At 65.7% G+C, this 22,132-nt stretch carries 26 protein-coding genes, 1 pseudogene and 1 riboswitch; of the genes and pseudogenes, 15 read left to right on the forward strand and 12 right to left on the reverse strand.

The window, feature by feature from the left end; genetic code table 11:
* Positions 1–60: 60 nt before the first annotated feature.
* Positions 61–1,104, reverse strand: a complete 1,044-nt coding sequence (locus tag BM002_RS03690; RefSeq protein ID WP_092777403.1) for a PA0069 family radical SAM protein — start codon at positions 1,102–1,104, stop codon at positions 61–63.
* A 157-nt stretch (positions 1,105–1,261) separates the two neighbouring features.
* Between BM002_RS03690 and BM002_RS03695 the strand changes: the two genes are divergently transcribed.
* Positions 1,262–1,960, forward strand: a complete 699-nt coding sequence (locus BM002_RS03695; protein WP_092777405.1) for a corrinoid protein — start codon at positions 1,262–1,264, stop codon at positions 1,958–1,960.
* 120 nt (positions 1,961–2,080) lie between these two features.
* On the opposite strand, the gene BM002_RS03700 is transcribed toward BM002_RS03695, so the two are convergent.
* Positions 2,081–2,641: a bifunctional transcriptional activator/DNA repair enzyme AdaA gene (locus BM002_RS03700; RefSeq protein WP_092777406.1), complete on the reverse strand. Its 561-nt coding sequence runs from the start codon at positions 2,639–2,641 to the stop codon at positions 2,081–2,083.
* A 127-nt stretch (positions 2,642–2,768) separates the two neighbouring features.
* On the opposite strand from BM002_RS03700, the gene BM002_RS03705 reads away from it, so the two are divergent.
* The 14 genes from BM002_RS03705 (at position 2,769) to grxD (ending at position 11,287) form a co-directional block, all read left to right on the forward strand.
* Complete coding sequence (locus BM002_RS03705) at positions 2,769–3,686, forward strand: DMT family transporter (RefSeq protein ID WP_217641141.1); 918 nt, start codon at positions 2,769–2,771, stop codon at positions 3,684–3,686.
* Positions 3,687–3,893: 207 nt separating this feature from the next.
* On the forward strand, positions 3,894–4,502 hold the full coding sequence (locus BM002_RS03710) for a glutathione S-transferase family protein (RefSeq protein ID WP_092777407.1): 609 nt from the start codon (positions 3,894–3,896) through the stop codon (positions 4,500–4,502).
* A gap of 70 nt (positions 4,503–4,572) precedes the next feature.
* Entirely contained in the window at positions 4,573–4,785 is a 213-nt protein-coding gene (locus tag BM002_RS03715; protein WP_092777408.1) for a hypothetical protein, read from the forward strand.
* Between the two features lie 15 nt (positions 4,786–4,800).
* Complete coding sequence (locus tag BM002_RS03720) at positions 4,801–5,115, forward strand: YbjQ family protein (RefSeq protein ID WP_092777410.1); 315 nt, start codon at positions 4,801–4,803, stop codon at positions 5,113–5,115.
* A complete protein-coding gene (locus tag BM002_RS03725; protein ID WP_245749111.1) occupies positions 5,112–5,753 on the forward strand; it encodes a DUF1638 domain-containing protein in 642 nt (213 codons plus the stop codon). The genes BM002_RS03720 and BM002_RS03725 overlap by 4 nt, the downstream gene beginning before the upstream one ends.
* Positions 5,754–5,900: 147 nt before the next feature.
* Complete coding sequence (locus BM002_RS03730; RefSeq protein WP_092777412.1) at positions 5,901–6,158, forward strand: hypothetical protein; 258 nt, start codon at positions 5,901–5,903, stop codon at positions 6,156–6,158.
* Positions 6,159–6,213: 55 nt separating this feature from the next.
* On the forward strand, positions 6,214–6,654 hold the full coding sequence (locus BM002_RS03735; RefSeq protein WP_092777414.1) for a hypothetical protein: 441 nt from the start codon (positions 6,214–6,216) through the stop codon (positions 6,652–6,654).
* Between the two features lie 72 nt (positions 6,655–6,726).
* Positions 6,727–8,889 (forward strand): phosphoribosylformylglycinamidine synthase subunit PurL, encoded by a 2,163-nt coding sequence (purL, locus tag BM002_RS03740; protein WP_092777416.1) that lies wholly within the window; start codon positions 6,727–6,729, stop codon positions 8,887–8,889.
* A 3-nt stretch (positions 8,890–8,892) separates the two neighbouring features.
* Positions 8,893–9,336, forward strand: a complete 444-nt coding sequence (locus BM002_RS03745) for a hypothetical protein (protein WP_092777418.1) — start codon at positions 8,893–8,895, stop codon at positions 9,334–9,336.
* Between the two features lie 63 nt (positions 9,337–9,399).
* Positions 9,400–9,870, forward strand: coding sequence for a hypothetical protein (locus BM002_RS03750; protein ID WP_092777420.1), 471 nt, complete (start codon positions 9,400–9,402; stop codon positions 9,868–9,870).
* Between the two features lie 74 nt (positions 9,871–9,944).
* Positions 9,945–10,388 carry a hypothetical protein gene (locus BM002_RS03755; protein ID WP_092777422.1) on the forward strand — a complete coding sequence of 148 codons (444 nt, stop codon included), beginning with the start codon at positions 9,945–9,947 and terminating at the stop codon, positions 10,386–10,388.
* Between the two features lie 29 nt (positions 10,389–10,417).
* On the forward strand, positions 10,418–10,660 hold the full coding sequence (locus BM002_RS03760; protein ID WP_092777424.1) for a BolA/IbaG family iron-sulfur metabolism protein: 243 nt from the start codon (positions 10,418–10,420) through the stop codon (positions 10,658–10,660).
* Entirely contained in the window at positions 10,657–10,923 is a 267-nt protein-coding gene (locus BM002_RS03765; RefSeq protein ID WP_092777426.1) for a hypothetical protein, read from the forward strand. The genes BM002_RS03760 and BM002_RS03765 overlap by 4 nt, the downstream gene beginning before the upstream one ends.
* Before the next feature lies 1 nt (position 10,924).
* Complete coding sequence (grxD, locus tag BM002_RS03770) at positions 10,925–11,287, forward strand: Grx4 family monothiol glutaredoxin (RefSeq protein ID WP_092777428.1); 363 nt, start codon at positions 10,925–10,927, stop codon at positions 11,285–11,287.
* 146 nt (positions 11,288–11,433) lie between these two features.
* Here the strand turns inward: grxD and BM002_RS03775 are convergent, their stop codons facing one another.
* The 10 genes and pseudogenes from BM002_RS03775 to BM002_RS03820 form a co-directional block, all read right to left on the reverse strand.
* Positions 11,434–12,444: a serine hydrolase domain-containing protein gene (locus BM002_RS03775; RefSeq protein ID WP_092777430.1), complete on the reverse strand. Its 1,011-nt coding sequence runs from the start codon at positions 12,442–12,444 to the stop codon at positions 11,434–11,436.
* A gap of 518 nt (positions 12,445–12,962) precedes the next feature.
* Positions 12,963–13,100 (reverse strand): annotated as a pseudogene (locus tag BM002_RS03780) (IS3 family transposase); the annotation flags it as partial.
* A 134-nt stretch (positions 13,101–13,234) separates the two neighbouring features.
* Positions 13,235–13,678 (reverse strand): hypothetical protein, encoded by a 444-nt coding sequence (locus BM002_RS03785; protein ID WP_092777435.1) that lies wholly within the window; start codon positions 13,676–13,678, stop codon positions 13,235–13,237.
* A gap of 4 nt (positions 13,679–13,682) precedes the next feature.
* Positions 13,683–14,957, reverse strand: a complete 1,275-nt coding sequence (locus BM002_RS03790; protein WP_217641142.1) for an agmatinase family protein — start codon at positions 14,955–14,957, stop codon at positions 13,683–13,685.
* Positions 14,958–15,052: 95 nt separating this feature from the next.
* On the reverse strand, positions 15,053–15,820 hold the full coding sequence (locus BM002_RS03795) for an ATP-binding cassette domain-containing protein (RefSeq protein WP_092777437.1): 768 nt from the start codon (positions 15,818–15,820) through the stop codon (positions 15,053–15,055).
* Positions 15,817–16,629 (reverse strand): ABC transporter permease, encoded by an 813-nt coding sequence (locus BM002_RS03800; protein ID WP_092777439.1) that lies wholly within the window; start codon positions 16,627–16,629, stop codon positions 15,817–15,819. Before BM002_RS03800 ends, BM002_RS03795 begins: the two co-directional genes overlap by 4 nt.
* A 61-nt stretch (positions 16,630–16,690) precedes the next feature.
* Complete coding sequence (locus tag BM002_RS03805) at positions 16,691–17,752, reverse strand: putative urea ABC transporter substrate-binding protein (protein ID WP_092777441.1); 1,062 nt, start codon at positions 17,750–17,752, stop codon at positions 16,691–16,693.
* A gap of 101 nt (positions 17,753–17,853) precedes the next feature.
* Positions 17,854–17,958: riboswitch (guanidine-I (ykkC/yxkD leader) on the reverse strand.
* Positions 17,959–18,531: 573 nt separating this feature from the next.
* Positions 18,532–19,986 (reverse strand): ribosome biogenesis GTPase Der, encoded by a 1,455-nt coding sequence (der, locus tag BM002_RS03810; RefSeq protein ID WP_092777443.1) that lies wholly within the window; start codon positions 19,984–19,986, stop codon positions 18,532–18,534.
* Positions 19,987–20,031: 45 nt separating this feature from the next.
* Entirely contained in the window at positions 20,032–21,354 is a 1,323-nt protein-coding gene (locus BM002_RS03815; protein ID WP_092777445.1) for an outer membrane protein assembly factor BamB family protein, read from the reverse strand.
* Positions 21,355–21,406: 52 nt separating this feature from the next.
* Positions 21,407–22,066, reverse strand: coding sequence for a hypothetical protein (locus BM002_RS03820; RefSeq protein ID WP_092777447.1), 660 nt, complete (start codon positions 22,064–22,066; stop codon positions 21,407–21,409).
* Between the last annotated feature and the right edge of the window lie 66 nt (positions 22,067–22,132).

A 22,132-nucleotide genomic window follows, 5' to 3' on the forward strand; every position in this document is an offset into this window, starting at 1 on the left:
TTCTCTGCTTTGCAAATACTCCGGCCCGGCAGGGTCGAACCGCATCTTGCACGCCGCCCTTCAGAACAGCGACATCTGCGACCCCGGCACCCGGAACAAATCGCAGCGCAGCGGCGGCAGGCGCTGCTCCAGACCCGTCTCGCGACAGGCCCGTACGAACCGCTGCTGCAACAGGTCGGCGTGAACACCCCGGCCCCGCATCCGCTGACCGAAACCCGCGTCATAGAGCTTGCCGCCGTGGAATTCGCGTATCCGGCCCAACACCTTGCGGGCGCGGTCAGGCACATGGCTGCGCAGCCATTCCTCGAAGAGCGGCGCCACCTCAAGCGGCAGGCGCAGCGGGATCATGCTGGCCGCGACAGCCCCCGCATCGGCGGCGGCGCGCAGCACCCCCTCCACCTCGTGATCGGTCAGCCCCGGAATGACGGGCGAGACCATGACCCGGACCTGCACCCCCGCCTTCGCCAGCGTCTCGATGGCGCGCAGACGCCGCGCGGGCGTGGGCACGCGCGGTTCCAGCCTGCGGGCCAGATCGGCGTCGAGCGTCGTGACCGACAGGCCGACGCGGCACAACTCCGGCCCCATCTCGGCCAGGATGTCGATGTCCCGCTCGACCATGGTGCCCTTGGTGGTGATGCCGACCGGATGGCGATGGTCGCGCAACACCTCCAGCAGGGACCGCATGATCCCGCGATCCCGCTCGATCGGCTGATAGGGGTCGGTGTTGGTGCCGATGGCGATCATCCGGGGCACGTAGGATCGCGCGCCCAATTCCCGCCGCAACGCCGCCGCCGCGCCGGGCCGTGCGATCAGCCGCGTCTCGAAATCGAGCCCCGGCGACAGGCCCAGCCAGGCGTGCGTCGGCCGCGCGAAGCAATAGATGCAGCCATGCTCGCAGCCCCGGTAGGGGTTGATCGAGCGGTCGAACCCGAGGTCGGGGGATTTGTTCGTGCTGATGACCCGGCCGATCGTTTCGTCCCGCACTTCGGTCGGCAAGCGGTCGGGCAAGGGCGCGTCATGGGTATAGGGTTCGAACCGGCCTGCCGCATTCGACAGCGCCCCCCGCCCCGCCAGCCCCGGATAATCGTGACGTGTCTGTCCCATCCGAACCTCCCGATGGGGGAATGTGATGAGAACATAAATAGAACATCCGACACCTCACGACAAGAGGCGTCGCGCCCCGCCTGCCCCATGTCGCTTTTTGCGCTGACCCTGCGACCGCCTGTCGCCACATCGTATCATACACCGCCCGGAGGCCCCCATGTCCGAAGAAGATGACATCGTCCTTGCCGACCTCGACGACGACGAACTGGTTCAGCAGATGTTCGACGACCTCTACGACGGTCTGCGCGAAGAGATCGAGGATGCCGTCAACATTCTGCTCGAACGCGGGTGGGAGCCTTACGACATCCTGACCAAGGCGCTGGTCGGCGGCATGACCGTGGTCGGCAACGACTTCCGCGACGGCATCCTCTTTGTGCCCGAAGTGCTGCTGGCGGCCAACGCGATGAAGGGCGGCATGGCCATCCTGAAGCCGCTTCTGGCCGAAACCGGCGCGCCCCGCGTGGGCAAGATGGTGATCGGCACGGTCAAGGGCGACATCCACGACATCGGCAAGAACCTCGTGTCGATGATGATGGAGGGGGCCGGCTTCGAGGTCGTCGACCTCGGCATCAACAACGCCGTCGAAAGCTATATCGAAGCCGCCAAGGCCGAGGACGCCGACATCGTCGGCATGTCGGCCCTGCTGACCACCACGATGCCCTACATGAAGGTCGTCATCGATACGATGGTCGCCCAGGGCATTCGCGACGACTACATCGTGCTGGTCGGCGGCGCCCCCCTGAATGAGGAATTCGGCAAGGCCATCGGCGCAGACGCCTATTGCCGCGACGCCGCCGTGGCGGTCGAGACGGCGAAGACCTGGATGGCGCGCAAGCACAACCAGATGTCCGCCTGACACCCCGGGGGGCCGCCACCGCCGCCCCCCGGCCCTTCGCGGCAATCGGTCAAGGCCCAGGTCACGGATTCCTTCCTGACACCAATTGTGGCGTCGACATGAGCGGCTCCGACAAGCCCCTCACCGCTTTGGCCTCCTAATCGATGACGGCGGACGCCCGTACAGCTTCTGGAAAGCGGCGTTGAACCGCCTGACGCTGCCAAACCCCGCCTTGAATGCGATGTCTGCCATCGGCAACATGGTTTCATCCAGAAGGCGCTTCGCACGTCCTATGCGTAGCGTTTGGGCCGTCTGGAGCGGTGACGCTCCGATGTGGTTCGCAAACAGCCGCGACAAGTGCCTCGCGCCGACGCCAAGACGTTCTGCGAGGTCTTCCACACTGCCGATGTCCAGCGCGCCGTCTTCGATCAGCCTCAGCGCCCGTTCCACCGTGGTTCTGCTTCCCTTCCATGCGGGACAAAAAGGGGCCGTCTCCGGCCTGCACCGCAGGCAGGGTCGATAGCCCGCCCGTTCGGCGGCGGCGGCGGTCGGGAAATAGCTGACGTTCTTCGTGAGGGGGTGCTTCACGGGACAAACCGGTCGGCAATAGATCCCGGTCGTCCGGACGGCCGTGAAGAACTTGCCGTCATAGGCCGGGTCACGCCTCAATCGCGCTTCGTTGCAGGTAACGAAATCAAGCATGGCAGCAGTTTAGAACCGAAAGCGCCTTGAGACGAGCGGGCCCGGGTGATGGTGTCCGAAAACGGCCAGCGCGGCCATGACAAAGTGCGTAGGTGTCCCGAAGTTCAACGGATCACGGAGATCTGCCATGCGCATGACACCGCAGGATTGGGCGCGGCTTTTCGTGCTCTCGGTCCTCTGGGGCGGGTCGTTCTTCTTTGTCGCAGTCGCGGTCAAGGAGCTTCCGCCTCTGACTGTCGTCACGCTGCGCACGGGTATCGCGGCACTTACACTCATGGTGATCCTGCGCTTTCGGAGGGAACCGTGGCCCGTCGCGAAAGGAACAATCGCCGCCTTCTTCATCATGGGCCTGTTGAACAACCTCGCACCGTTCAGCCTTCTCTTCTGGGCGCAGACCATGATCCCGAGCGGACTTGCCTCGATCCTGAATGCGACGACGCCGATCTTTTCGATCATCGTTGCGCACTTCCTTTTGGCGGACGAGCGCATGGCTGCGAACAAGGCCGTCGGCATCCTGTTCGGATTTCTCGGCGTTGTCGTTCTGCTCGGTGGCGATCTGCTGACAGGGGCCAGCCTGGCCTCTCTGGGAATGCTGGCCTGTCTGGGTGCGGCACTGGCCTACGGGTTTGCAGGGGTCTACGGGCGCAGGTTCAAGGCAATGGACCTGACGGCGACACAGGTGGCATTCGGACAACTCGTCGCGACGACGATCATGATGGTGCCAATCGTCTCGGTCATGGACAGACCCTGGAACTTGCCCATGCCTGGTCTTGCAGTGATTGCGTCGGTGCTGGCGCTCGCTATCGTTTCAACGGCGCTGGCCTACGTTCTCTTCTTCCGCATCCTGGCATCCGCCGGGGCGGTAAATGTCGCTCTCGTCACGCTTCTTGTTCCCGTCAGCGCGATCCTGCTTGGCACGGTCATCCTGCAAGAAGAACTAGCCGGTCGGCACTATGTCGGGATGAGCCTGATCGCCATCGGCCTGCTGGCGATTGACGGACGAACAATTGACCTGTTGCGCGGCAAGGGAAGCGGGAGGCCCTGAACACCGGCGGCCAATGAAATCCCGCCGACGACCCGCAGAAGGCCCGCATGAGGACTGGCCCGCCAAGACCCGAAAACCGCACGTCCCTGCCCCGCCCGCAGGCCCCGCGAAAAACGCCGCGCGCGGTCGACCCGAAGCGGCCAGGGGGCTTTCCAGCGCCCGCTTTTGGTGCGCAATCTGACCCCGATACCCCGAAAAGGACCTGCCATGACCCTCACCCTGTTCCTTGCCCGTGGCACCATCTCCATGTCGGTCCATGCCGCGCTGGAGGAGGCGGGCCTTCCCCATGACCTGAACTGGGTGGATTTCAGCAAGAACGATCAGCGCGACCCGGCCTATCTGGCCATCAACCCCAAGGGGCGCGTCCCCACGCTGATCGCGCCCGAGGGAACGCTGACCGAAGCCGGGGCCATCCTGCAGTGGATCGCGACACAGTCCCCCGGCCTGATGCCCGACGATCCCTGGCAGGCGGCGAAACTGCGCGAGGTGATGTTCTACCTCGCCTCCACGGCCCATGTCGCCCACGCCCACAAGATGCGCGGCCACCGCTGGGCCGACGACCCGGCCGCACAGGCCGCGATGACGGCCAAGGTGCCGCAGACGATGACCGACTGCGCGACCTGGCTCGAAGACCGTCTGTCCGGCGACTGGCTGGGGGCGGCGTTCTCGGTGGCCGACCTCTATCTTTGGAACGTGGCCCTTTGGTTGCCCGGCGACAACGTGGACATGACCCGCTTCCCCAAGCTCGCGGCCCACAGCGCGAGGGTCGCCGCCCGCCCCGCCGTCGCCCGCGTCATCGCCCTGCACGACGGCTGAGCCATCCAGCTTGGCGCGGACCGCCGCAGCCCCCATATCCAGAGGGACACCCGAACCCCGGAGCCACGCCATGCCCCTCGACCGCCTTGTCCTGATCCTCGTGATCGTGATCGCCGCCGCTGCCGCGACCGTCTGGCTGGGCGCGGTGGTCGCGGCCAGCGTCGCCTTCCCCGCCGGGACCTTCCTGCTGATCCCCGCTGCTCTTGTGGCCTATGTGGTTTTCCGCGTCGTGGCCGACCGTCTGGGCAACCGCGACGATGACCGCTACGACAAGATGGACTGACACGCGGAGCCTGCCATGATCCTGACCACCACCGACACCATCGCCGGGCGCGAGATCGCGGTGACACTGGGCCTCGTCAAGGGCTCCACCGTGCGGGCCAAGCACATCGGGTCCGACATCGTGGCGGGCCTGCGCAACATCGTCGGCGGCGAGGTCAAGGAATACGCCTCCCTCCTGACGGGCGCGCGCGAACAGGCCATCGACCGGATGATCGCCGAGGCGCAGGCCATGGGTGCAGACGCCATCGTCGGAATGCGGCTCGAGACGTCGACAATCACGCAGGCCGCCTCCGAAGTGATGGCCTATGGCACGGCGGTGAAACTGGCGTGACTGCGGCCATCCCCCCCGATGCCGTCCTTCTGCGCGACGGGCTGGCCCCGCGCGGCACGGGCCGGGTCCTGATCCTGGCCTGCGGGGCGCTGGCACATGAAATCCTTGCCATCAAGGCGGCCAGCCACCTCGACCACATCGACCTGCACTGCCTGCCCGCGATCCTGCACAACCACCCCGAACGTATCCCGGCGGCGGTCGAGGCAGCGGTGGCCGCGCATTCCGACGCCTATGCGCGGATTTTCGTGGCCTACGCCGATTGCGGCACCGGCGGCCTGTTGCCGGCGACCTGCACGCGCCTTGGGGTCGAGATGATCGAGGGGCCCCATTGCTACGCCTTCTTCGAGGGCGTCGAGCGGTTCATCGCCCGGGACGAGATCGACGCCTTCTATCTGACCGACTTCCTGGCCCGCCAGTTCGATGCCTTCGTGACCAAACCGCTGGGCCTCGACCGGCATCCGGAGCTGCGGGACATGTATTTCGCCCACTACACCAAGGTGGTCTATCTGGCGCAGACCGACGATCCAGACCTGACCGCCCGCGCCCGCGCCGGGGCCGACGCCCTGGGCCTCGCGTTCGAGCGGCGGTTCACCGGCCTTTCCCCCTTCGCCACGGCCATGGCGGGGGGGCTGGCATGACCTTGGACGATGCCATCCTCTGCGATCCGCCGCTGACCCGCGGCGCGCACCAGGACCCTGCAAAAGCGAGTGCCGCCTTGCACGATCCTCGGGACCGGATCACCGGCACCGCAACCCTCCGGGCCTCGACGCAGGCCCAATCCCGCCATGACCCTGTCTGTCCTGCCTGACCCGGACATCGCCTTTCCGCGTCCGCTCAGCCCTGCGGAACTGACAGAATTGGTGCGTATGTTGGTCGCGTTCAAACTGATCCCGGGTGAGCATCGCGGATTCGAGAGCCCGCTGATCAATGACCTTTTGAGGCAGGCCATCGCGCGGGCGCCCTCCATCCCCGTCGCGATGGCCGGCCATGTGACCCCGCTGCGTGACGCCTTCGATGTTCTGATCGCGGGAAACAGGGCGTGACAGCCGCCGGAGCTTTCTCGACCGCCTGCCCGACGATGCCGCGCGCAGGCGGACCGTGTCGGATTTCTTCCTGCCACTGCTGGCCGAGACGGAGATCCCTCTGCATCCCTACGCCGGTACGCCGACTGCCTTCGGCCCGACGCCCTCCCCCGAAGCCACAGCCCCCCTGGACCGCCCGATTTCCTTCGTCCGCGCCTTTGCCCCGATCCAGTGGTCGCTCCTCCTTGCGGGAAGATTCGCGATGCGTTCCCTCGATGACCGGCGGCGCGGCGATACCGACAAATCGGCCTCGGACGCTGTTGTCATCCTGTTCCGGGATTTCGTGCTGACACTGGCGCAGGATGCGGCCCATGGCACCCCCGCCCCGCCATTCTGGGAGCCGGAATTGAGACGGTCCGATCTGGTAACATCCAACGCCTATGGAAACATGAAGGCGCTCGAGTTCTCCGAGGGCGACATGCGTGACGCCTTGGCCCCTTGGAAGATCATCGACTGATCCGCCTGCCTTCGGGCCTTAACCTTCCCGTCCGGGGGCGGTAAAGGGGGGCGATCCCTGCCGGAGCGCTCCATGCAAGACCCAGTCATCACCCCCGACCTGATCGCGGCCCACGGCCTGTCTGCCGCGGAATACGACCGCATCCTGGAGATCATGGGGCGGGAGCCGTCATTCACCGAACTCGGCATTTTCTCGGCGATGTGGAACGAGCATTGCTCCTACAAGTCCTCGAAGATCCACCTGAAGAAACTGCCCACCACTGGCCCGCAGGTCATCTGCGGCCCCGGTGAAAACGCGGGCGTGGTCGATATCGGCGACGGGCAGGCCGTGGTCTTCAAGATGGAGAGCCACAACCACCCCTCCTACATCGAACCCTATCAAGGGGCGGCGACCGGCGTGGGCGGCATCCTGCGCGACGTCTTCACCATGGGCGCGCGACCCGTCGCGGCGATGAACGCGCTATCCTTCGGGATGCCCGACCACCCCAAGACCCGGCGTCTTGTGCATGGCGTGGTCGAAGGCGTGGGCGGCTACGGCAACTGCTTCGGCGTGCCCACCGTGGGGGGCGAGGTCCACTTTGATCCCTCCTACAACGGCAACTGCCTCGTGAATGCCTTCGCCGCGGGCCTCGCCGATGCGGACAAGATCTTCTATTCCGCTGCTTCGGGCGTGGGTCGCCCCGTGGTCTATCTGGGTGCCAAGACCGGGCGCGACGGCGTTGGCGGGGCCACCATGGCCAGCGCCGAATTCGACGACACGATCGAGGAAAAGCGCCCCACCGTTCAGGTCGGCGACCCCTTCACCGAAAAGCGCCTGATGGAGGCCACGCTGGAGCTGATGGCCACCGGCGCGGTCGTGTCCATCCAGGACATGGGGGCCGCGGGCCTGACCTGTTCGGCGGTCGAGATGGGCGACAAGGGCGGCCTTGGCATCCGCCTCGACCTTGACCGCGTGCCCGTGCGCGAGGCGAACATGACCGCCTACGAGATGATGCTGTCCGAAAGCCAGGAGCGGATGCTCATGGTGCTGGACCCCGCTCTGGAGGATGCCGCCCGCGCCGTCTTCGACAAATGGGACCTCGACTTCGCCATCGTGGGCGAGACGATTGCCGAAGACCGCTTCCTCATCGTTCATGGCGGCGAGGTTAAGGCCGATCTGCCGCTCTCGACCCTCGCGTCCTCTGCCCCCGAATACGACCGCCCCTGGGTTCCGACGCCGGCACCCGAACCGCTGGCCATCGTGCCCGAGGTCGACGCGATCGACGGTCTGCGCAGCCTGATCGGCAGCGTGAACTACTGCGCCCGCGACTGGGTCATCCGTCAATACGACACGCAGGTCATGGGCGACACCGTCATCCTTCCGGGCCTCGACGGCGGCGTGATCCGCGTCCACGGCACGCAGAAGGGCCTTGCCTTTACCTCGGACGTGACGCCCCGCTATGTCGTCGCCAACCCCGTCGAGGGCGGTAAGCAGGCCGTGGCCGAAGCCTATCGCAACCTCGTGGCCAAGGGCGCGCGGCCGCTGGCCACCACCGACAACCTCAACTTCGGCAACCCCGAAAAGCCCGAGATCATGGGCCAGTTCGTCGGCGCGCTCGACGGCATCGGACAGGCCTGCGTGGCCCTCGACATGCCCATCGTGTCGGGCAACGTCAGCCTCTACAACGAGACGGACGGCAAGGGTATCCTGCCCACGCCGACCATCGGCGCCGTCGGCCTGATCGAGAACCTCGACACTCGTATCGGCGGCAAGATCGGCGAAGGCATGATCGCGCTGGTCCTGGGTGGCGAAGGCACGCATCTGGGCCGCTCCGCCCTTCTGGCCGAACATCTGGACCGTCCGGGCGAAGGCGACGCCCCGCCCGTGGACCTCGAGGCCGAGCGCGCGCACGGCGATTTCATCCTCGACAACCGGGGCTGGATCACCGCCTGCACCGACCTGTCGGACGGCGGCCTTGCGCTCGCCGCCTTCACGCTGGCGGAAAAGCACGGCATCGGCGTCACCCTCGACGTCAACGGCACCGCCGCCCTCTTTGGCGAGGATCAGGGCCGCTACCTTCTGGCCGTGACCTTCGATTCCGCCGAGGCGCTGATGGTCGCCGCCGGACAGGCGGGCCTGCTCTTGACCATGGTCGGCCAGTTCACCGGCGACATGGTCAAACTGGGCAAGGCCAAGGCCCCCCTGAAAGAGCTGTCCACCCTCTATCGCGGCGCTTTCGAGGCGGCCTTCGCCTGAGCCGTGGGGCGCGCAATCGCCATCCCCCTGCTCTATCTGCTCGCGGCCATGGGCGGCCTCGGGCTGGGCTCTGTCGTTCAGGTCGTGGCCGATGTGACCCTTCTGCGGGACGTCTGTGGGACCGGTCTGACGCTCGCCGCGACGATGGCGGCCTATTTGCCCACGGTCGTCATCGTCGCTCTGCTCTCCGTCGTCCCGCTCCTGATCCTGCGGCGGACCCTGCCGCATTTGCAGGCCCTTGGCCTGGCCGCCGTCTGTCTTGCCGTCGCCGGGTTCATGGTCCACGCCATCAAGATCTGGCTGACCTTCCGGAACGGCTGCGGCGGGGTCCTTGCGTCGAGCGACTCCTGGCTGGCGGGGATTCTGGTTCTGGCTGCCGGCATCGTGCATGTCGTGGTGGCGGGCCGGGGCGGGCGTCGGCTTTGGCAGGATGTGCCGCGCGGCTGACCTGCACGAGGCCTGCACGACCGGCGCACGCCTTCTGCACGGGCCATCCTTCACCACGGGCGCATGACACGCCCCATCACTCTCCCGTTCTTCGCGCTCACCTATCTGCCCGCCGCCATGGTCTCGGGGGCTGTCGGCCTTGTCGTCCTTGTTGCGGCCAACCTGACCACACGCGGCATCCAGACGCCCGGCGTCGATAGCCTTGCCGCCGCTTCCGGCCTGACCCTTGCCCTGCTTACGGTCGGCGCGCCGCAGATCGTCCTTGGCAGCCGGGCCCTCCGGTCGCGCCTGTGGGGCGGCCTGCCGATCTGGGCGATGCTGGCCGCCACCTGGATCGTTGCCGCCTGGGACATCGCGCGCGCCATCGGCGTCGTCGCCCTGCCCCGCCTCCCGGTCGAGACCTTGCCGGCCTGCGCGCTCCTCTTCGTGCTGCTTACCCTCGCCGTGTTCTTCACGGGCAACTGGCGGCTCTGCCATCCGTCCGGTGCCACGGCCCCCCGCATTGCGGCATTCCTGCCGGACCCGGTGCCGTGACGCCGCAATCCGGGGCGCAAGACCCCCGCCGCCCCGCGCAGGACCTCACCCCAAACCCGAATGGACCCGTTTTCATGACCCTTCCCCCGTGCGCCGTCCTCCTCGTCTACATCCTGGCTTTCCCGCTTCTGGCCTTCCTGCCGGTTCCCGCCGCTATGGCCGCCGCCTGGGAAGTCGTGATGTCCGGCAACCGGACGCTTGCCCCGCATATCGCCCTGCCCCTTGCCGTCGCCGCCGCCGGTACAATCGCCGGCTTGCCGATGCTCTGGCTGGGCATCTTCGCAACCCGCCGCCCGGCAATCGCCGCAGCGCCCGTGTCCGCAACCGTCGCGGCCCTTTTCGGCATGGCGGTCCTGCCGTCCTTCCCCGCCCTTGTGCCCGATATCTCCGCCCTCGAACTTCTGGTCGGCCTGGCCGCGATCTACCTCGCCCTGGCCCTGATCCCCTACGCCTTCGGCATCCATCGCCTCTGGCTCGCACACTGCTCCCGTCTTGCCCCCGCGGCCAAGGCATCCTAGCTAGAAGACGACAGCAGGAGACCCCGCCCATGGCCATGCAAGCCCACGAGATCGAGACGCTGATCCGCGCCACGTTCCCGAATGCCAAGATCACCATCACCGACCTGGCAGGCGACGGAAACCACTACGCGGCCGAGGTCGTCGACGACAGCTTCCGCGGCCAATCCCGCGTGGCCCAGCAACGCGCCGTCTATGCCGCGCTCAAGGGCAAGATGGACGGGGCCAATGGCGAACTCCACGCCCTCGCCCTGACCACCCGGGCACCCGCGTGACCGACCTTGCGGCATATCTCTCTGCGATCATCCTGGCGATCCTGCTGGGCCGAGCCATAATCGTCCTGCGGGCCGAGGCGCGCCAACCCGACCGAGGCCGCCCCCGTGGCATCGACCCGGGCACCGGCTATACCAAGATCGAAAGCAACTATTCCTCGGGCGTGGGCGGCGGCGATCAGCTGACCTGCCACATCCCCAAGGACCCACAGGAATACGCAAGGGCCTTCGTGCCCCGGCGCGACCGAACCCCGAAGGAGAAATAAGATGGCCGATGCCAAGACCCGGATCGACGACATGGTGAAATCGAAGGACGTCGTCCTCTTCATGAAGGGGACGAAGTCCATGCCCCAATGCGGCTTTTCCAGCAAGGTCGCGGGCGTGCTCAATTACATGGGCGTGGAGTATACCGACGTGAACGTGCTCGAGGATGCGGACATCCGTCAGGGCATCAAGGACTACTCCGACTGGCCCACGATCCCCCAGCTTTACGTGAAGGGCGAATTCGTCGGCGGCTGCGACATCATCACCGAGATGACCCTCTCGGGCGAACTCGACACCATGCTCGAAGCCCAGGGCGTCACTTTCGACAAGGCCGCTGCCGAAAAGATCCGCGAAGCCAACGCCTGAACGCGGACCATCCGGCATTCGGGCGATGGTGATGCTCGGATGCCGGGGGTGGGTTCTGGACCGTAAGCCGCCGTTCATTGGCATGGGATGCAGGTCGGCGAATTGGCCTTGCTCGTGACCGGCGACGATGGCCCGAAGCGCGGCCGTCAGGTCGCGTCGTCCGTCGCCCGGACGGTCGCGTCCAGCAGCGAGAGGACCTCCCCGAAATAGCCCTGCGTCCGCGCGGGGAGGTTCGGATCCGATGTGATGACGATCGTAAGCCCCGCGTCCGGCACAACCGCCAATACCTGTCCGCCATAGCCCCGCCCATATGCGGCCATCCGCCCCGCGAAACGGGTCAGGAACCAACCGTACCCGTATGCGTCGCCTGACCAGGGCGAGCGGGCGCGCGGGCGCCACGAGGTCTCGATCCACGTCGCCGGAACGATCTGCGCGCCATTCCAGGCCCCGCCTTGACGGACCATTTCACCCACCCGGGCAAGGTCACGCGGCGTCAATCCCATCTGGTTGCCGCCAAGGTAGAGCCCCTGCGGATCCCGGTCCCATTGCGGAACGGAGATGCCGAGCGGTTCGGCCAACCAGTCCCGCACCAGCGCGTGCAGGTCGCGCCCGGTTGTCCGGGCCAGCACCGCACCGAGCACATGCCAGCCGCCGGTGGAATAGATGAACCGACCGCCGGGGCGTCCGTCAGGCTCGCCGTTCAAGACATAGTCGACCCAATCGTTCGAATTGATCCAGGCACCGTAATTCGGGCCGGAGGTCGAGGTGAGGCCGGTCTGCATCGACAACAGGTGCCCGACGGTGAGCGCGTCCCGCGCGTCGCCCGCAGCGGCCCGGCCCAAAAGCGGCAAGACCCGCGCATCCGGACCCGGCAGGTGCCCCCGCTCGATCGCGATGCCGGTAAGCAAGGCGATCAACGTCTTGGAGACGGATTTGACGTTGGCGATCCGGTCCAGACCAGGCCCGCGGGGCGCCATGGCCAGCGCCTCGGCCCCGTCCCGCAGGACGATCAGGGAATGGAGTTGTTCAAGGCCGGCCGCCGCCTCCCTGACGGCGTCGAGGCCGGTGGCCTGCGCCTGCGCCAGGCCGGGCAGGACAGGGAAGGCAAGGCTGGCGGCGGCACAGGTCTTGAGAAGGGCGCGGCGGGTCAGGAGCATTGATCGGACACCATGGGGCTTGAGAGCATGTCGAAGCATATAGGATCGCGGGCGGATTTGGTACGGCCGCGCGGCAGGAAGTCGCCACCTGCTCGCCATCGACAGCAGGATGCCTGGTTTCGGCGCCGACATGAATGGGTGGACGGCAGGAAACCCGGAGAGAATTCTCCCAGTGGCCTGCCCCCCAACACGAGACCCACGTCGAATAGGGAAGATGTTCCGGTTGGATCGCTTCAGGTTCTTGATGCGTCCCCGGGGGATGCTTCCAGATCCTGTCGGAACGGTCTTGCGTAGGCCCTCTCGACCCTAAGTGAGACGTTCAGGCAACCTGCGTAGACCCAAACGCAAATGATTTGAGGTTCCGCATTGATGGAAACGATCAATCGGCCCTGAGTCGTGACTGGGTTTCGCAAGTGTTCCTCGGGCAATCGAAAAACGCGGGGCCAGATCGTGGCGCCCGCGTCGGTCGATTATTGCAAGGCACCGACTTTGCGGGAGTAGCGCTCTGCACCGGGGGGCAGGGGCATGTCCGCCACCAAAGCCAGGCATTCCCGGCTGTCGTCGTCGACCACGGCCAGGACACGGAACCGGCGGCCATCCATCAGCGCGTCGCTCACGAAGTCGAGGCTCCAGCGGATGTTCGGCGCGTCCGGCACACATCGCCCGTCTCCTTGTTGGAGCGGACTCTACCTCAAACTGGAGGAGGATAAGGAGCTTATGTCACCACCTGCGGTGTGGGCCAGCGGAGGGCCGGCGGTTATCAGGGACAGGGCGAAAAGGGTCGATGTCTTCATGATTCAATCTCTTTCTTTCGGATTGTCAGGAAGTCGCGCAAATCGAGTGACGATTTCTCGTCCATCGACACGTAGATCAGCGACATGTTGGTGCGTTCCCGGACCATCTCTCCGGGGAATGGCAGATAGGACAGCTCGCGCGAGCCGAAGCTGGGCGACGCTGTGCCCACCTGCCAGTCGGTCGTCAGTTCCACATCCACAAGCTTCAAAGCGGTATTGCCGCCCTGCCCCGGTCTCTCGAACGGAACACCGGCCAGCTTGAGGTAGCTGGTCTTGTCCCTGGCCTGGACGAACCCGTCTATGAACTGGGCCGCCAGCACCTGCAGGTCTGCGGCCACGTCTTCGTTGTGCATGTGGCTGTGCAGATGACCGGCATCGTGGGTATGGTTGTGGTCATGCGGATGATGGTGATGGTCGTGCGGGGCGTGGTCATGGGGCATGGCGCTATCCGATCTTGTGGGGTTCGGGGTTCGACCAGCGCTTGCCTTCGAAATCGCCATGGGGAATGGAAACCGGCTTGTCGATATGACGTTTGTGTGCGCCCAACTTGCCGTGCGAAACCAGCGATCCCAACACATCCACGATGACCCGCGTGCCCATGAGGGCCGTGATCTCGGACTGATCGTAAGGCGGGCTGACCTCGACCAGCTCCATTCCGCAGATGCCTTCCGCCGCGACCTTGGACGCCAGCGCAAGCGCCTCTCGCGGAAGAAAACCACCCGGTTCGGGCCAGCCGGTGCCGGGGACGAAACCGCAGTCGATGCTGTCGATGTCGAAGGACATGTAGACCATGTCCACCCCATCCCATGCCATTTCCAACGCCATCTCTGCGGTCTTGTCGATACCCATCGCTTCCATGTCCGACATGGTGATGATGTTGGTGTTGCGCTCGCGGGCGACCTTCACGGCCTCACGCGGGACCTGCCAGCCGCCGATGCCGACCTGCACCAGGTTCTTGGGCGAGACGTTCGGCATGTTCGTCGCGTGGAACCATGGTGTGGTGTGCATCCGCTCGTCGAGGTCTTTCTCCTGGATGTCGGCGTGGCGGTCGAAATGCACTATCCCGATTTTCTTCGAGGTGCATTGAGCGATGCCGCGCAGGCATGGGAATCCGATGGAGTGATCGCCACCGATCATGATTGGCAGCGAGCCGGACGAAAACACGTGGCTGACCGCCCGGCTGATCTGGTCGAAGCTCTTTTCGATGTTGGCCGGGATGGTGAACACGTCGCCTGCGTCGCACATGGTCATCTGTTCGCGCAGATCTACGCCCGTCTCGTAGTTATACGGCGTGTAAAGGGCGCTGATCTTGCGCACCCCCTGCGGGCCGAACCGGGTCCCGGCGCGGTAGGTGGTGCCGCCATCGAAGGGAATGCCGAGCACAGTCGCGTCGTAATGGGCGACCTCTTGCACATCCTCGGCATAGGGCGCCTTGAGGAAGGTGTTGATGCCCGCATAATGGGGCAGCTCCCCGCGCGCGAAGGTGGGAATGGACTTGTCGTCGATGCTATCGGCACCCGTCAGCCCCATGCGCAGCGCCCAGCGGCGCTCTTCGTCCCAACGGCCTTCGGGAAGCCCTTCTTCTTTCTGCATGGCTTTCCAGCCACCCAGCTTGGTCAGATCGGGATGGTGGCCGCGACGGTCGCGGGCTGCCAATCGGTCGGCCATATCGCGTGGATGGCGCGCGCGCGCCTCGGCGCGGTTCAGATCAGAGAACATCGCTGTCTCCCTTGTATACCCCACTACGCGGGGCGGTCAGTACGGGCCTTGGCAAACCTGTCTGCGCGGGGCCCGGCGGCGCGCAGGAGGGACACTTAATGCGCGGCGAGAGAGGGGTATTGGTCGAGGATGTGCTGGAAGGGCACGCCCGCGTCGCGCGCGTCGAAATCGTAGGTAATCGTGGCACCGAAGGCTTCGGGCGCGTGGGGATCCCAGCGCGGCTTGTCGAAAACCAGAACGCGGTCGCCGAGTTTGAAGCCTTCGCTGAGGTCGTGCGTGACCATAAAGACGGTCATCTTCGTCTCGGCCCGCAGGTCTGTCAGAAAGTCGTGCATGGCAATCCGCGTGCCGGGATCCAGCGCGCCGAAGGGCTCGTCCAGCAACAGGATACGGGGTCGAGCCGTCAGCGCCTGCCCGATGGCAAGACGTTGCTGCATGCCGCCGGAGAGCGTCGCCGGGTAATTCCCGGCCACATGCGCCAGACCGATGCGATCCAGCGTCTCGTCTGCACGTTCGCGAGCCGCGCGCAACTTCGACCCGAAGAAACGGCCCAGACCGCCAGAGAAGCTTTCGGCGGCAACGATGTTGTCGCGCACGGTCATGTGAGGGAAGACGGAATACTTCTGAAAGACCACGCCACGCTCGCGTCCAGGCTCGCGGGCGGGTTCGCCTCCATCGATGCGGATCTCTCCGCGGCTTGGCGTCTCATCGGCCAACAGCAGGCGCAGGAACGTGGACTTCCCACAGCCCGAAGCACCGACGATCGAGACGAATTCGCCCTCGGTCACATCCAGATTGACCCGCTCGATGATCGACCGCCGACCGTAGTGTTGCCAGACATCGGTGACCTGAACGAAGCTCACAACCCTTCCTCCAGCCACGGGAAGGCGGCGCGCGACGTGGCTTTCAAGGCCCAGTCGATCAGGAAGGCGAGAAGCGTGATCCAGATGACGTAGGTCAGGATGATATCCATGGCGAGATACCGGCGGACAAGGAAGATGCGATACCCAAGGCCAGCGTCCGCTGCGACCGCCTCGGCGGCGATCAGGAACAGCCATGCGGCCCCCAACGACAGGCGCACCGACTGGATCAAGCGCGGGATGATCTTCGGCAGTACGACCCGCATGGCAATGACCGCGGTAGAGGCACCAAGGGTCTGCGCCTTGACGATTTCCTCATGAGGGATGTCGAGCACGCGTTGGCTCAGGTCACGCGTGATGAAGGGCGTGATGCCCACCACGATCAGGACGACCTTCGAAGTCTCTCCCAGACCGAATACGATGAACAGGATCGGCAGCAGGGCCAGCGGCGGCACCATGGACAACACCGCGACGAAATCAGACAGGGTCCGTCGCGCGTAGGGCAGCATCCCGATCAACACGCCAAGAGAAGTTGCCAGCGCGGCCGCGATGCCAACCCCGGCGCCAAGGCGGCGGAGGCTGGCCCATGTATCTGACCACAACAGGATCTCTCCGGTGCGGCGGTCGCCTTCGGTGAACAGTTGCCTGGCGGTCGCGGCAATGGTTTCCGGCGCCGGCAACAGCTTGTCAGAGGGGTTGGCGCTCAACCGGATTTCCGACCCGATCCAGTAGGCGATGAAGACGGCGGCAAAGGGCAGAGCCGCCAGAAACACAGCTGCGGGCCGGTCGGGACGTCTATTGATCAGGCGCATAACGGGCTCCGGTGCCGGGGGGCAAACCCGGCCCCGCACCTGCGGGACCGGGCGACGGTCATTACAGATCGCCGTCGGCGGCCATCTGCATGAAGCTGGCATCAAAGCGGAACCGGACGTTGCTCTCGTCACCGGTGATCGTGCCATCGGGATACTCGATCCCGATGAAGTCCGCCGACGGGGCGTCAACGCCAAGGATGCCCTTGTCGAACAGGAACTCCGCGATGCTGACCATCGTATCGGGCAGCTCCGCGCTTTCGGCCTGTGCCACGCCATCCGCAGGGGCATAGAACATCTCGGTTGCTTCGAGCTGTGATCGGTAACCCGCCAGATCGGTGCCGGAAGCTTCGGCCATCGCGGTCAGCACCTCTTCATTGCCCTCTGCCATCAGGCCCATCACCTCGTACCAGGCGCCGACAAGCGCGCGTCCAAAATCGGGATTGGCGTTCAGGGTTTCGGTATTGACGACCATCAGGTCGAGAATCTCTCCGGGGATTTGCGAACTGTCGAACAGGATCGTCGCGTCGGGGTTGGATGCCAGGATTTCCGACACCAGCGGGTTCCACGTCACAACGGTGTCCACGTCGGCGCTGGCGAAGGCCGCGATCATGTCCGCGTCCGAAGTGTTGACCACACCGGCGAGATCGCGCTCGGACAGGCCGACCGTATCCAGCGCGCGGGCCAGCAAGTAATGAGAGACCGACAGCTCCACCAGATTGACGGAGGTCCCCGCGAGATCTTCCAGCGTCGTATCGCCAGTCGCGATCACCGCGTCGTTGCCGTTGGAGAAATCGCCGATGATCAGCGCCGTCGTGTCCACGCCACCCCCGGCCGGGATAGACAGCGTGTCCATGTTCGTGGCCGAGACGCCGTCAAAGGCGCCAGCGGTGTATTGGTTGATGCTTTCCACGTAGTCGTTGATCTGAACGATATCGACAGTGATACCGTATTTCTCGGCCCATTTGTCCATGATGCCGGACTCGTCCAGATACCCCCAAGGCATCCAGCCGACATAGATCGACCAAGCAATGGAAAAGTCGGTTTTCTCTTGTGCGACGGCGGGCGATGCGGTGGCGGTGGCCAATCCGATGGCGGCGGCGACAAGGTACTTGGCTTTGGTCATAGGGCATCCCCGTTGGTCAGCGTCCCGCCCGAAGGTCGTGTCTGTCAGATCGGATCCGCTGGCGGAACAGGAGGTCGGTGCGGGTCAAACCTGCGCAGTAAGCCTCCCGGGATTTTGCCCCGCCGTGTGCCTGACCGAATTTTGCCGACCAGGTGATGTTTCTTGGACCTGACCCGCAATGCGGCGGAACCCTAAACACCCTGCACTTCCATCCAGACTGGTAGACGACCTGCCGCATCAAGCTTGCCGGTCACGCGCCGCCAATTATTTCCACACATGCCGCAAAAATCAGCGCTCAGTCGCCGGAACGCCCAATACAAATGCAGGAAATCAGGGGCCAGAACCATTCAGTCGACGTGCTGCCGCCGATTGGTCACGGGCATAGGTGCAACTGACTACCATAGCCGTTGCCCGCGAACTTGGTCGATAGGATGCGGCTCACGCCGGCCGAGCCGATGAATGTCGTCGCCAAATTGGACATCCGACATCCATAGCCAGCGCGCAAAATGTCCACTTCGCAATTCAACACGAGGGTGTCTTTGCGCCAGCAGCGAGCGTCTGCTGCCCAACCCCCTACCCCAGAGCACCCCCCGTTGCGCGGCCGCCAAGCGATCGCGCGCAGGGGGTGTACGCGCGTCTGTACAGGGGGTGTACCGGGGGTGTACCGGGGGTGACACGGGTTTTTCCCATGAAAACAGGGGGCCGAGGGGCGGATGCGCGGCGGTCGGACGCCCGGGCGCACATATCCCCCAAGACGCCCCTTGCGCCCCGTCCCGCTCTCAGTCCGGCTTGCGTCCGCTCAGGTGTTTGCGCAGCCGCGACGGCTCTGCCCGCTTCTTGTTCTTGTAGGGATTGGCGTCGCTCTGCCCGCGCAGGTGCAGCCGGATCGGCGTGCCCGGCATGTCGAAGTCGACGCGCAACCCATTGACCAGATAGCGGGAATAGCTTTCGGGCACGAGGTCGGGGTGCGAGCACATGACCACGAACCCCGGCGGCCGCGTCTTGACCTGCGTGATGTAGCGCATCTTGATCCGCTTGCCCTGCGGCGCCGGCGGCGGATGCTGTTCCAGCATTCCCATCAGCCAGCGGTTGAGCGCCGCCGTCGGAATCCGCCGGTTCCAGGTGGCATGGGCCCGCAGGATCGCCTCCTGCAACCGATCCATCCCCCGCCCCGTCTTTGCCGAAACCGTCACCAAAGGCGCCCCCCGCAACTGCGGCAGCAGCCGCTCGAACTGCTCCTTGAGCATGGCCAGCTTTTCCTGCCGGTTCTCCTCCAGGTCCCACTTGTTGACTGCGACGACGACGGCGCGGCCCTCGCGTTCGGCCAGGTCGGCGATGCGCAAGTCCTGTTGCTCAAAGGGAATATCGGTGTCGAGCAGGATGACGATGACTTCGGCGAACTTCACCGCGCGCAATCCGTCGGAGACCGACAGCTTCTCCAGTTTCTCGGTGATCTTGGCGCGCTTGCGCATGCCCGCGGTGTCGAACAGCCGTGTCGGAACGCCGCCCCATTCGAAGTTGAGCGCGATGGAATCCCGCGTGATCCCGGCCTCGGGCCCGGTCAGAAGGCGGTCGTCGCCGATGATCTGGTTGATGAGCGTCGACTTGCCCGCATTGGGCCGCCCGACCACCGCGATCTTGAGCGGGCGACGGACGGTCGGGGCCCAGTCTGCCTCCTCGCCCAGATCGTCCTCGTCGATCTCGACATCCGCCTCGGCCTCCTCCTCGGGGTCCTCGGGCTTGGCCTCGATCAGGGGACGCAGGGCGGCGGCCAGGTCGGCCATCCCTTCGCCGTGTTCTGCCGACAAACCAATAACATCACCCAGTCCCAGGCCATAGGCTTCGAACATCCCCGCCTCGCCCGCACGCCCCTCGGCCTTGTTGGCGGCCAGCAGGACGGGGTGTCCCTTGCGGCGCAGGATGTCGGCGAAAATCTGATCGGAGGGCGTGACCCCCATCCGCGCATCGATCACGAAAAGCGCTGCATCCGCCATGTCGACGGCGCGCTCGGTCAGACGGCGCATCCGGCCCTGAAGGCTGTCGTCCGTCGCCTCTTCAAGGCCCGCGGTGTCGATGACGGTGAACTTGAGGTCGCCCAGACGGGCCGCCCCCTCGCGCAGGTCGCGGGTCACGCCGGGCTGGTCATCGACCAGCGCCAAGCGCTTGCCCACAAGGCGGTTGAACAGGGTGGACTTGCCCACATTGGGCCGTCCGACGATGGCGAGGGTGAACATCGCGGTCTCCGAAATCTCAGACGCGGCCCCTAGCGCATCCGCGCGTCAACGGAAAGCGTGAAGCGTACCGGACCGTCCGACAACATAAAGCGCGTCGCCAAAGGCAATCGGCCGCGACGCCGCTCCGGACGGGATCTCGACCTGCGATTGCAGCGCACCCGACGCCGGATCGAAGCCACGCAGGACACCGTCGGAGGACGCGACCCAAAGCCGACCCCCGGCCAGAACCGGACCGAAATGGGCATAGACGCCCTGCCGCCGCTTGAGGCGCTGATTGCGATAGAACGGCAGGTCCTGCCGCCAGAGAACCTGACCCGTCTCGGCATCGAGACGCAGCAACTGCGCCCGGTCCGACACCGCGAAGACGGAACCGCCGGCGGCAGCCAAGGGCGACACCGCGCCTTCGTCCGCCGTCCACTGGCGCAGGCCCGAGGAGACCGAAACGGCGATCATCCGTCCCGCCGTCGTGCCAGCATAGACCACCCCGTCCGAGACCACCGGATCGCCGGTGATATCGCCCAGATCGTTGTAGGCCACGCCGCGCCGCGCACCCGAGACGGACGACCCCCAGACCCGCACGCCCGACTGGCGCAACGCCGCCGTCAGCTCACCCGAGCCGAAGGGGAAGATCACGGCCCGCCCGGTGATCGCCGGTGCGGGGGCCGTTGCCATGACGTTGGTCGCGGGCGCGGCGGGCAATTCCCACTGGATCCGGCCGGTGTCGGTGTCGATGGCCCAGGCGCGGTTGTCGCGGCTGACCAGATAGACGAGGCCGCCCGCGACCTTGGGCGTGGTGATCGGCGCGTCCAGCCGTTGAACCCACTTTTCCTGGCCCGAGCCCGCGTCGAGGGCGTGCAACTCTCCGTAGCCGGTCGAGACATAGAGCGTGCCGCCGACCACGGCGGCCCCGCCGCCCGACGCGTCGCTGTCCCGCTCGAACCCGGGGACAAGACTGCGCGACCAGATCACGGCGCCCGAGGGCGCGGTGGCGGTGACGGTGGACTTGGCGTCGACGGTGAAGATGCGGCTGCCGTCCGACACGGGGTCGGCGGTGATGCGCTGACGGCGGCTGTCGCCTGTGCCGATATTCGCGGACCAGATCAGCTGTGGGTTGGCCGACAGGGTGGCATGGCCCGGATCATTCGACTCGTTGCCGACACGCATCGGCCAGTCGGCCAGACGGCGCGCGGCAGGCAGGGACAGGCCCGGAACCTCGGCCGCATCCTGCGCGGCGCTGGCGATCACACCGATACCGCCGGCGTCGCCCGCGCGGACCGGAAGCCGTTCACCCGGAAGGATCAATTCGTCTTCACCACAGGCAGTCAGGACAAGCCCCGCAACCATCAGGATGCCAGCAATCTTAATCATGATCCGTCCCCGTTCCTGCCCGGTCTTGCCACGTGTTGCCCGCCGTCCGCTCTCAGGCGGGATCCGGCGAGGCCCCCAGGGCCACAATCAACTGCTGTGCGCGTCGACGCAAGGCTTGCGTGGCCTCGGCCTCTTCGGTCAACAGGCGCAGAAGGGTGATCGCGGTCGCCTCGTCCCCCGCCTCGAGCGCGGCATAGGCCTGCAATTCGACCGCCATGGCCCGGAAGGGCGCGCCGGGGGCGGCCAGTTCTTCAAGGAACAGGGCGTTCTGCGCCACGTCGTCGGTGCCACCGGCCAGCATCACCTTGAGCAAGGCCAGATGGCGATACTGCCCCTCGACCTCCGGGTTATCCGCAAGCGCAAGCAGTTCGGCCTTGGCCGCCTCGGCATCAGACTCCTCGCCATTCAGGGCCGCTGTCGCGCGCAGCAGCGACAGGACGACCTGCTGACCCGAATCCACGGCCTGCACCTCGGCCAATGCGGCGCGGCGGGCGGCCATGTCTTCCCCGGCCAGCGCGTCCATGACGGCATCCCCGAAAGCCTGGTTCTTGGCGGCTTCGCGAGCCTTGGACCATTCCGACCAGATCGCCCCCCCGACGATCAGCACGATGGCCAGCACCGGAACCCATCCCCACTTGCGCATCAGCTGATACAGCTTGTCGCGCCGGACCTCCTCGGAGACCTCTTCGATGAAGCTTTCGGTATTGGACATCTCACCCCCTCCGGACGGCGCCTGCCTTGGCGTCGGCGCTTCCTAGCGCGGGATGCCGTCCGGGCC

The sequence above is a fragment of the Jannaschia pohangensis genome (assembly GCF_900113875.1).
Lineage (GTDB): Bacteria > Pseudomonadota > Alphaproteobacteria > Rhodobacterales > Rhodobacteraceae > Jannaschia > Jannaschia pohangensis.

Bases quoted from the DNA above. Each gene is read 5' to 3' on its own strand.
- BM002_RS03690 (WP_092777403.1), bottom strand. From the start codon at position 1,104: ATGGGACAGACACGTCACGATTATCCGGGGCTGGCGGGGCGGGGGGCG.
- BM002_RS03695 (WP_092777405.1), top strand. From the start codon at position 1,262: ATGTCCGAAGAAGATGACATCGTCCTTGCCGACCTCGACGACGACGAA.
- BM002_RS03700 (WP_092777406.1), bottom strand. From the start codon at position 2,641: ATGCTTGATTTCGTTACCTGCAACGAAGCGCGATTGAGGCGTGACCCG.
- BM002_RS03705 (WP_217641141.1), top strand. From the start codon at position 2,769: ATGCGCATGACACCGCAGGATTGGGCGCGGCTTTTCGTGCTCTCGGTC.
- BM002_RS03710 (WP_092777407.1), top strand. From the start codon at position 3,894: ATGACCCTCACCCTGTTCCTTGCCCGTGGCACCATCTCCATGTCGGTC.
- BM002_RS03715 (WP_092777408.1), top strand. From the start codon at position 4,573: ATGCCCCTCGACCGCCTTGTCCTGATCCTCGTGATCGTGATCGCCGCC.
- BM002_RS03720 (WP_092777410.1), top strand. From the start codon at position 4,801: ATGATCCTGACCACCACCGACACCATCGCCGGGCGCGAGATCGCGGTG.
- BM002_RS03730 (WP_092777412.1), top strand. From the start codon at position 5,901: ATGACCCTGTCTGTCCTGCCTGACCCGGACATCGCCTTTCCGCGTCCG.
- purL (WP_092777416.1), top strand. From the start codon at position 6,727: ATGCAAGACCCAGTCATCACCCCCGACCTGATCGCGGCCCACGGCCTG.
- BM002_RS03750 (WP_092777420.1), top strand. From the start codon at position 9,400: ATGACACGCCCCATCACTCTCCCGTTCTTCGCGCTCACCTATCTGCCC.
- BM002_RS03755 (WP_092777422.1), top strand. From the start codon at position 9,945: ATGACCCTTCCCCCGTGCGCCGTCCTCCTCGTCTACATCCTGGCTTTC.
- BM002_RS03760 (WP_092777424.1), top strand. From the start codon at position 10,418: ATGGCCATGCAAGCCCACGAGATCGAGACGCTGATCCGCGCCACGTTC.
- grxD (WP_092777428.1), top strand. From the start codon at position 10,925: ATGGCCGATGCCAAGACCCGGATCGACGACATGGTGAAATCGAAGGAC.
- BM002_RS03775 (WP_092777430.1), bottom strand. From the start codon at position 12,444: ATGCTCCTGACCCGCCGCGCCCTTCTCAAGACCTGTGCCGCCGCCAGC.
- BM002_RS03785 (WP_092777435.1), bottom strand. From the start codon at position 13,678: ATGCCCCATGACCACGCCCCGCACGACCATCACCATCATCCGCATGAC.
- BM002_RS03790 (WP_217641142.1), bottom strand. From the start codon at position 14,957: ATGTTCTCTGATCTGAACCGCGCCGAGGCGCGCGCGCGCCATCCACGC.
- BM002_RS03800 (WP_092777439.1), bottom strand. From the start codon at position 16,629: ATGCGCCTGATCAATAGACGTCCCGACCGGCCCGCAGCTGTGTTTCTG.
- BM002_RS03805 (WP_092777441.1), bottom strand. From the start codon at position 17,752: ATGACCAAAGCCAAGTACCTTGTCGCCGCCGCCATCGGATTGGCCACC.
- der (WP_092777443.1), bottom strand. From the start codon at position 19,986: ATGTTCACCCTCGCCATCGTCGGACGGCCCAATGTGGGCAAGTCCACC.
- BM002_RS03815 (WP_092777445.1), bottom strand. From the start codon at position 21,354: ATGATTAAGATTGCTGGCATCCTGATGGTTGCGGGGCTTGTCCTGACT.
- BM002_RS03820 (WP_092777447.1), bottom strand. From the start codon at position 22,066: ATGTCCAATACCGAAAGCTTCATCGAAGAGGTCTCCGAGGAGGTCCGG.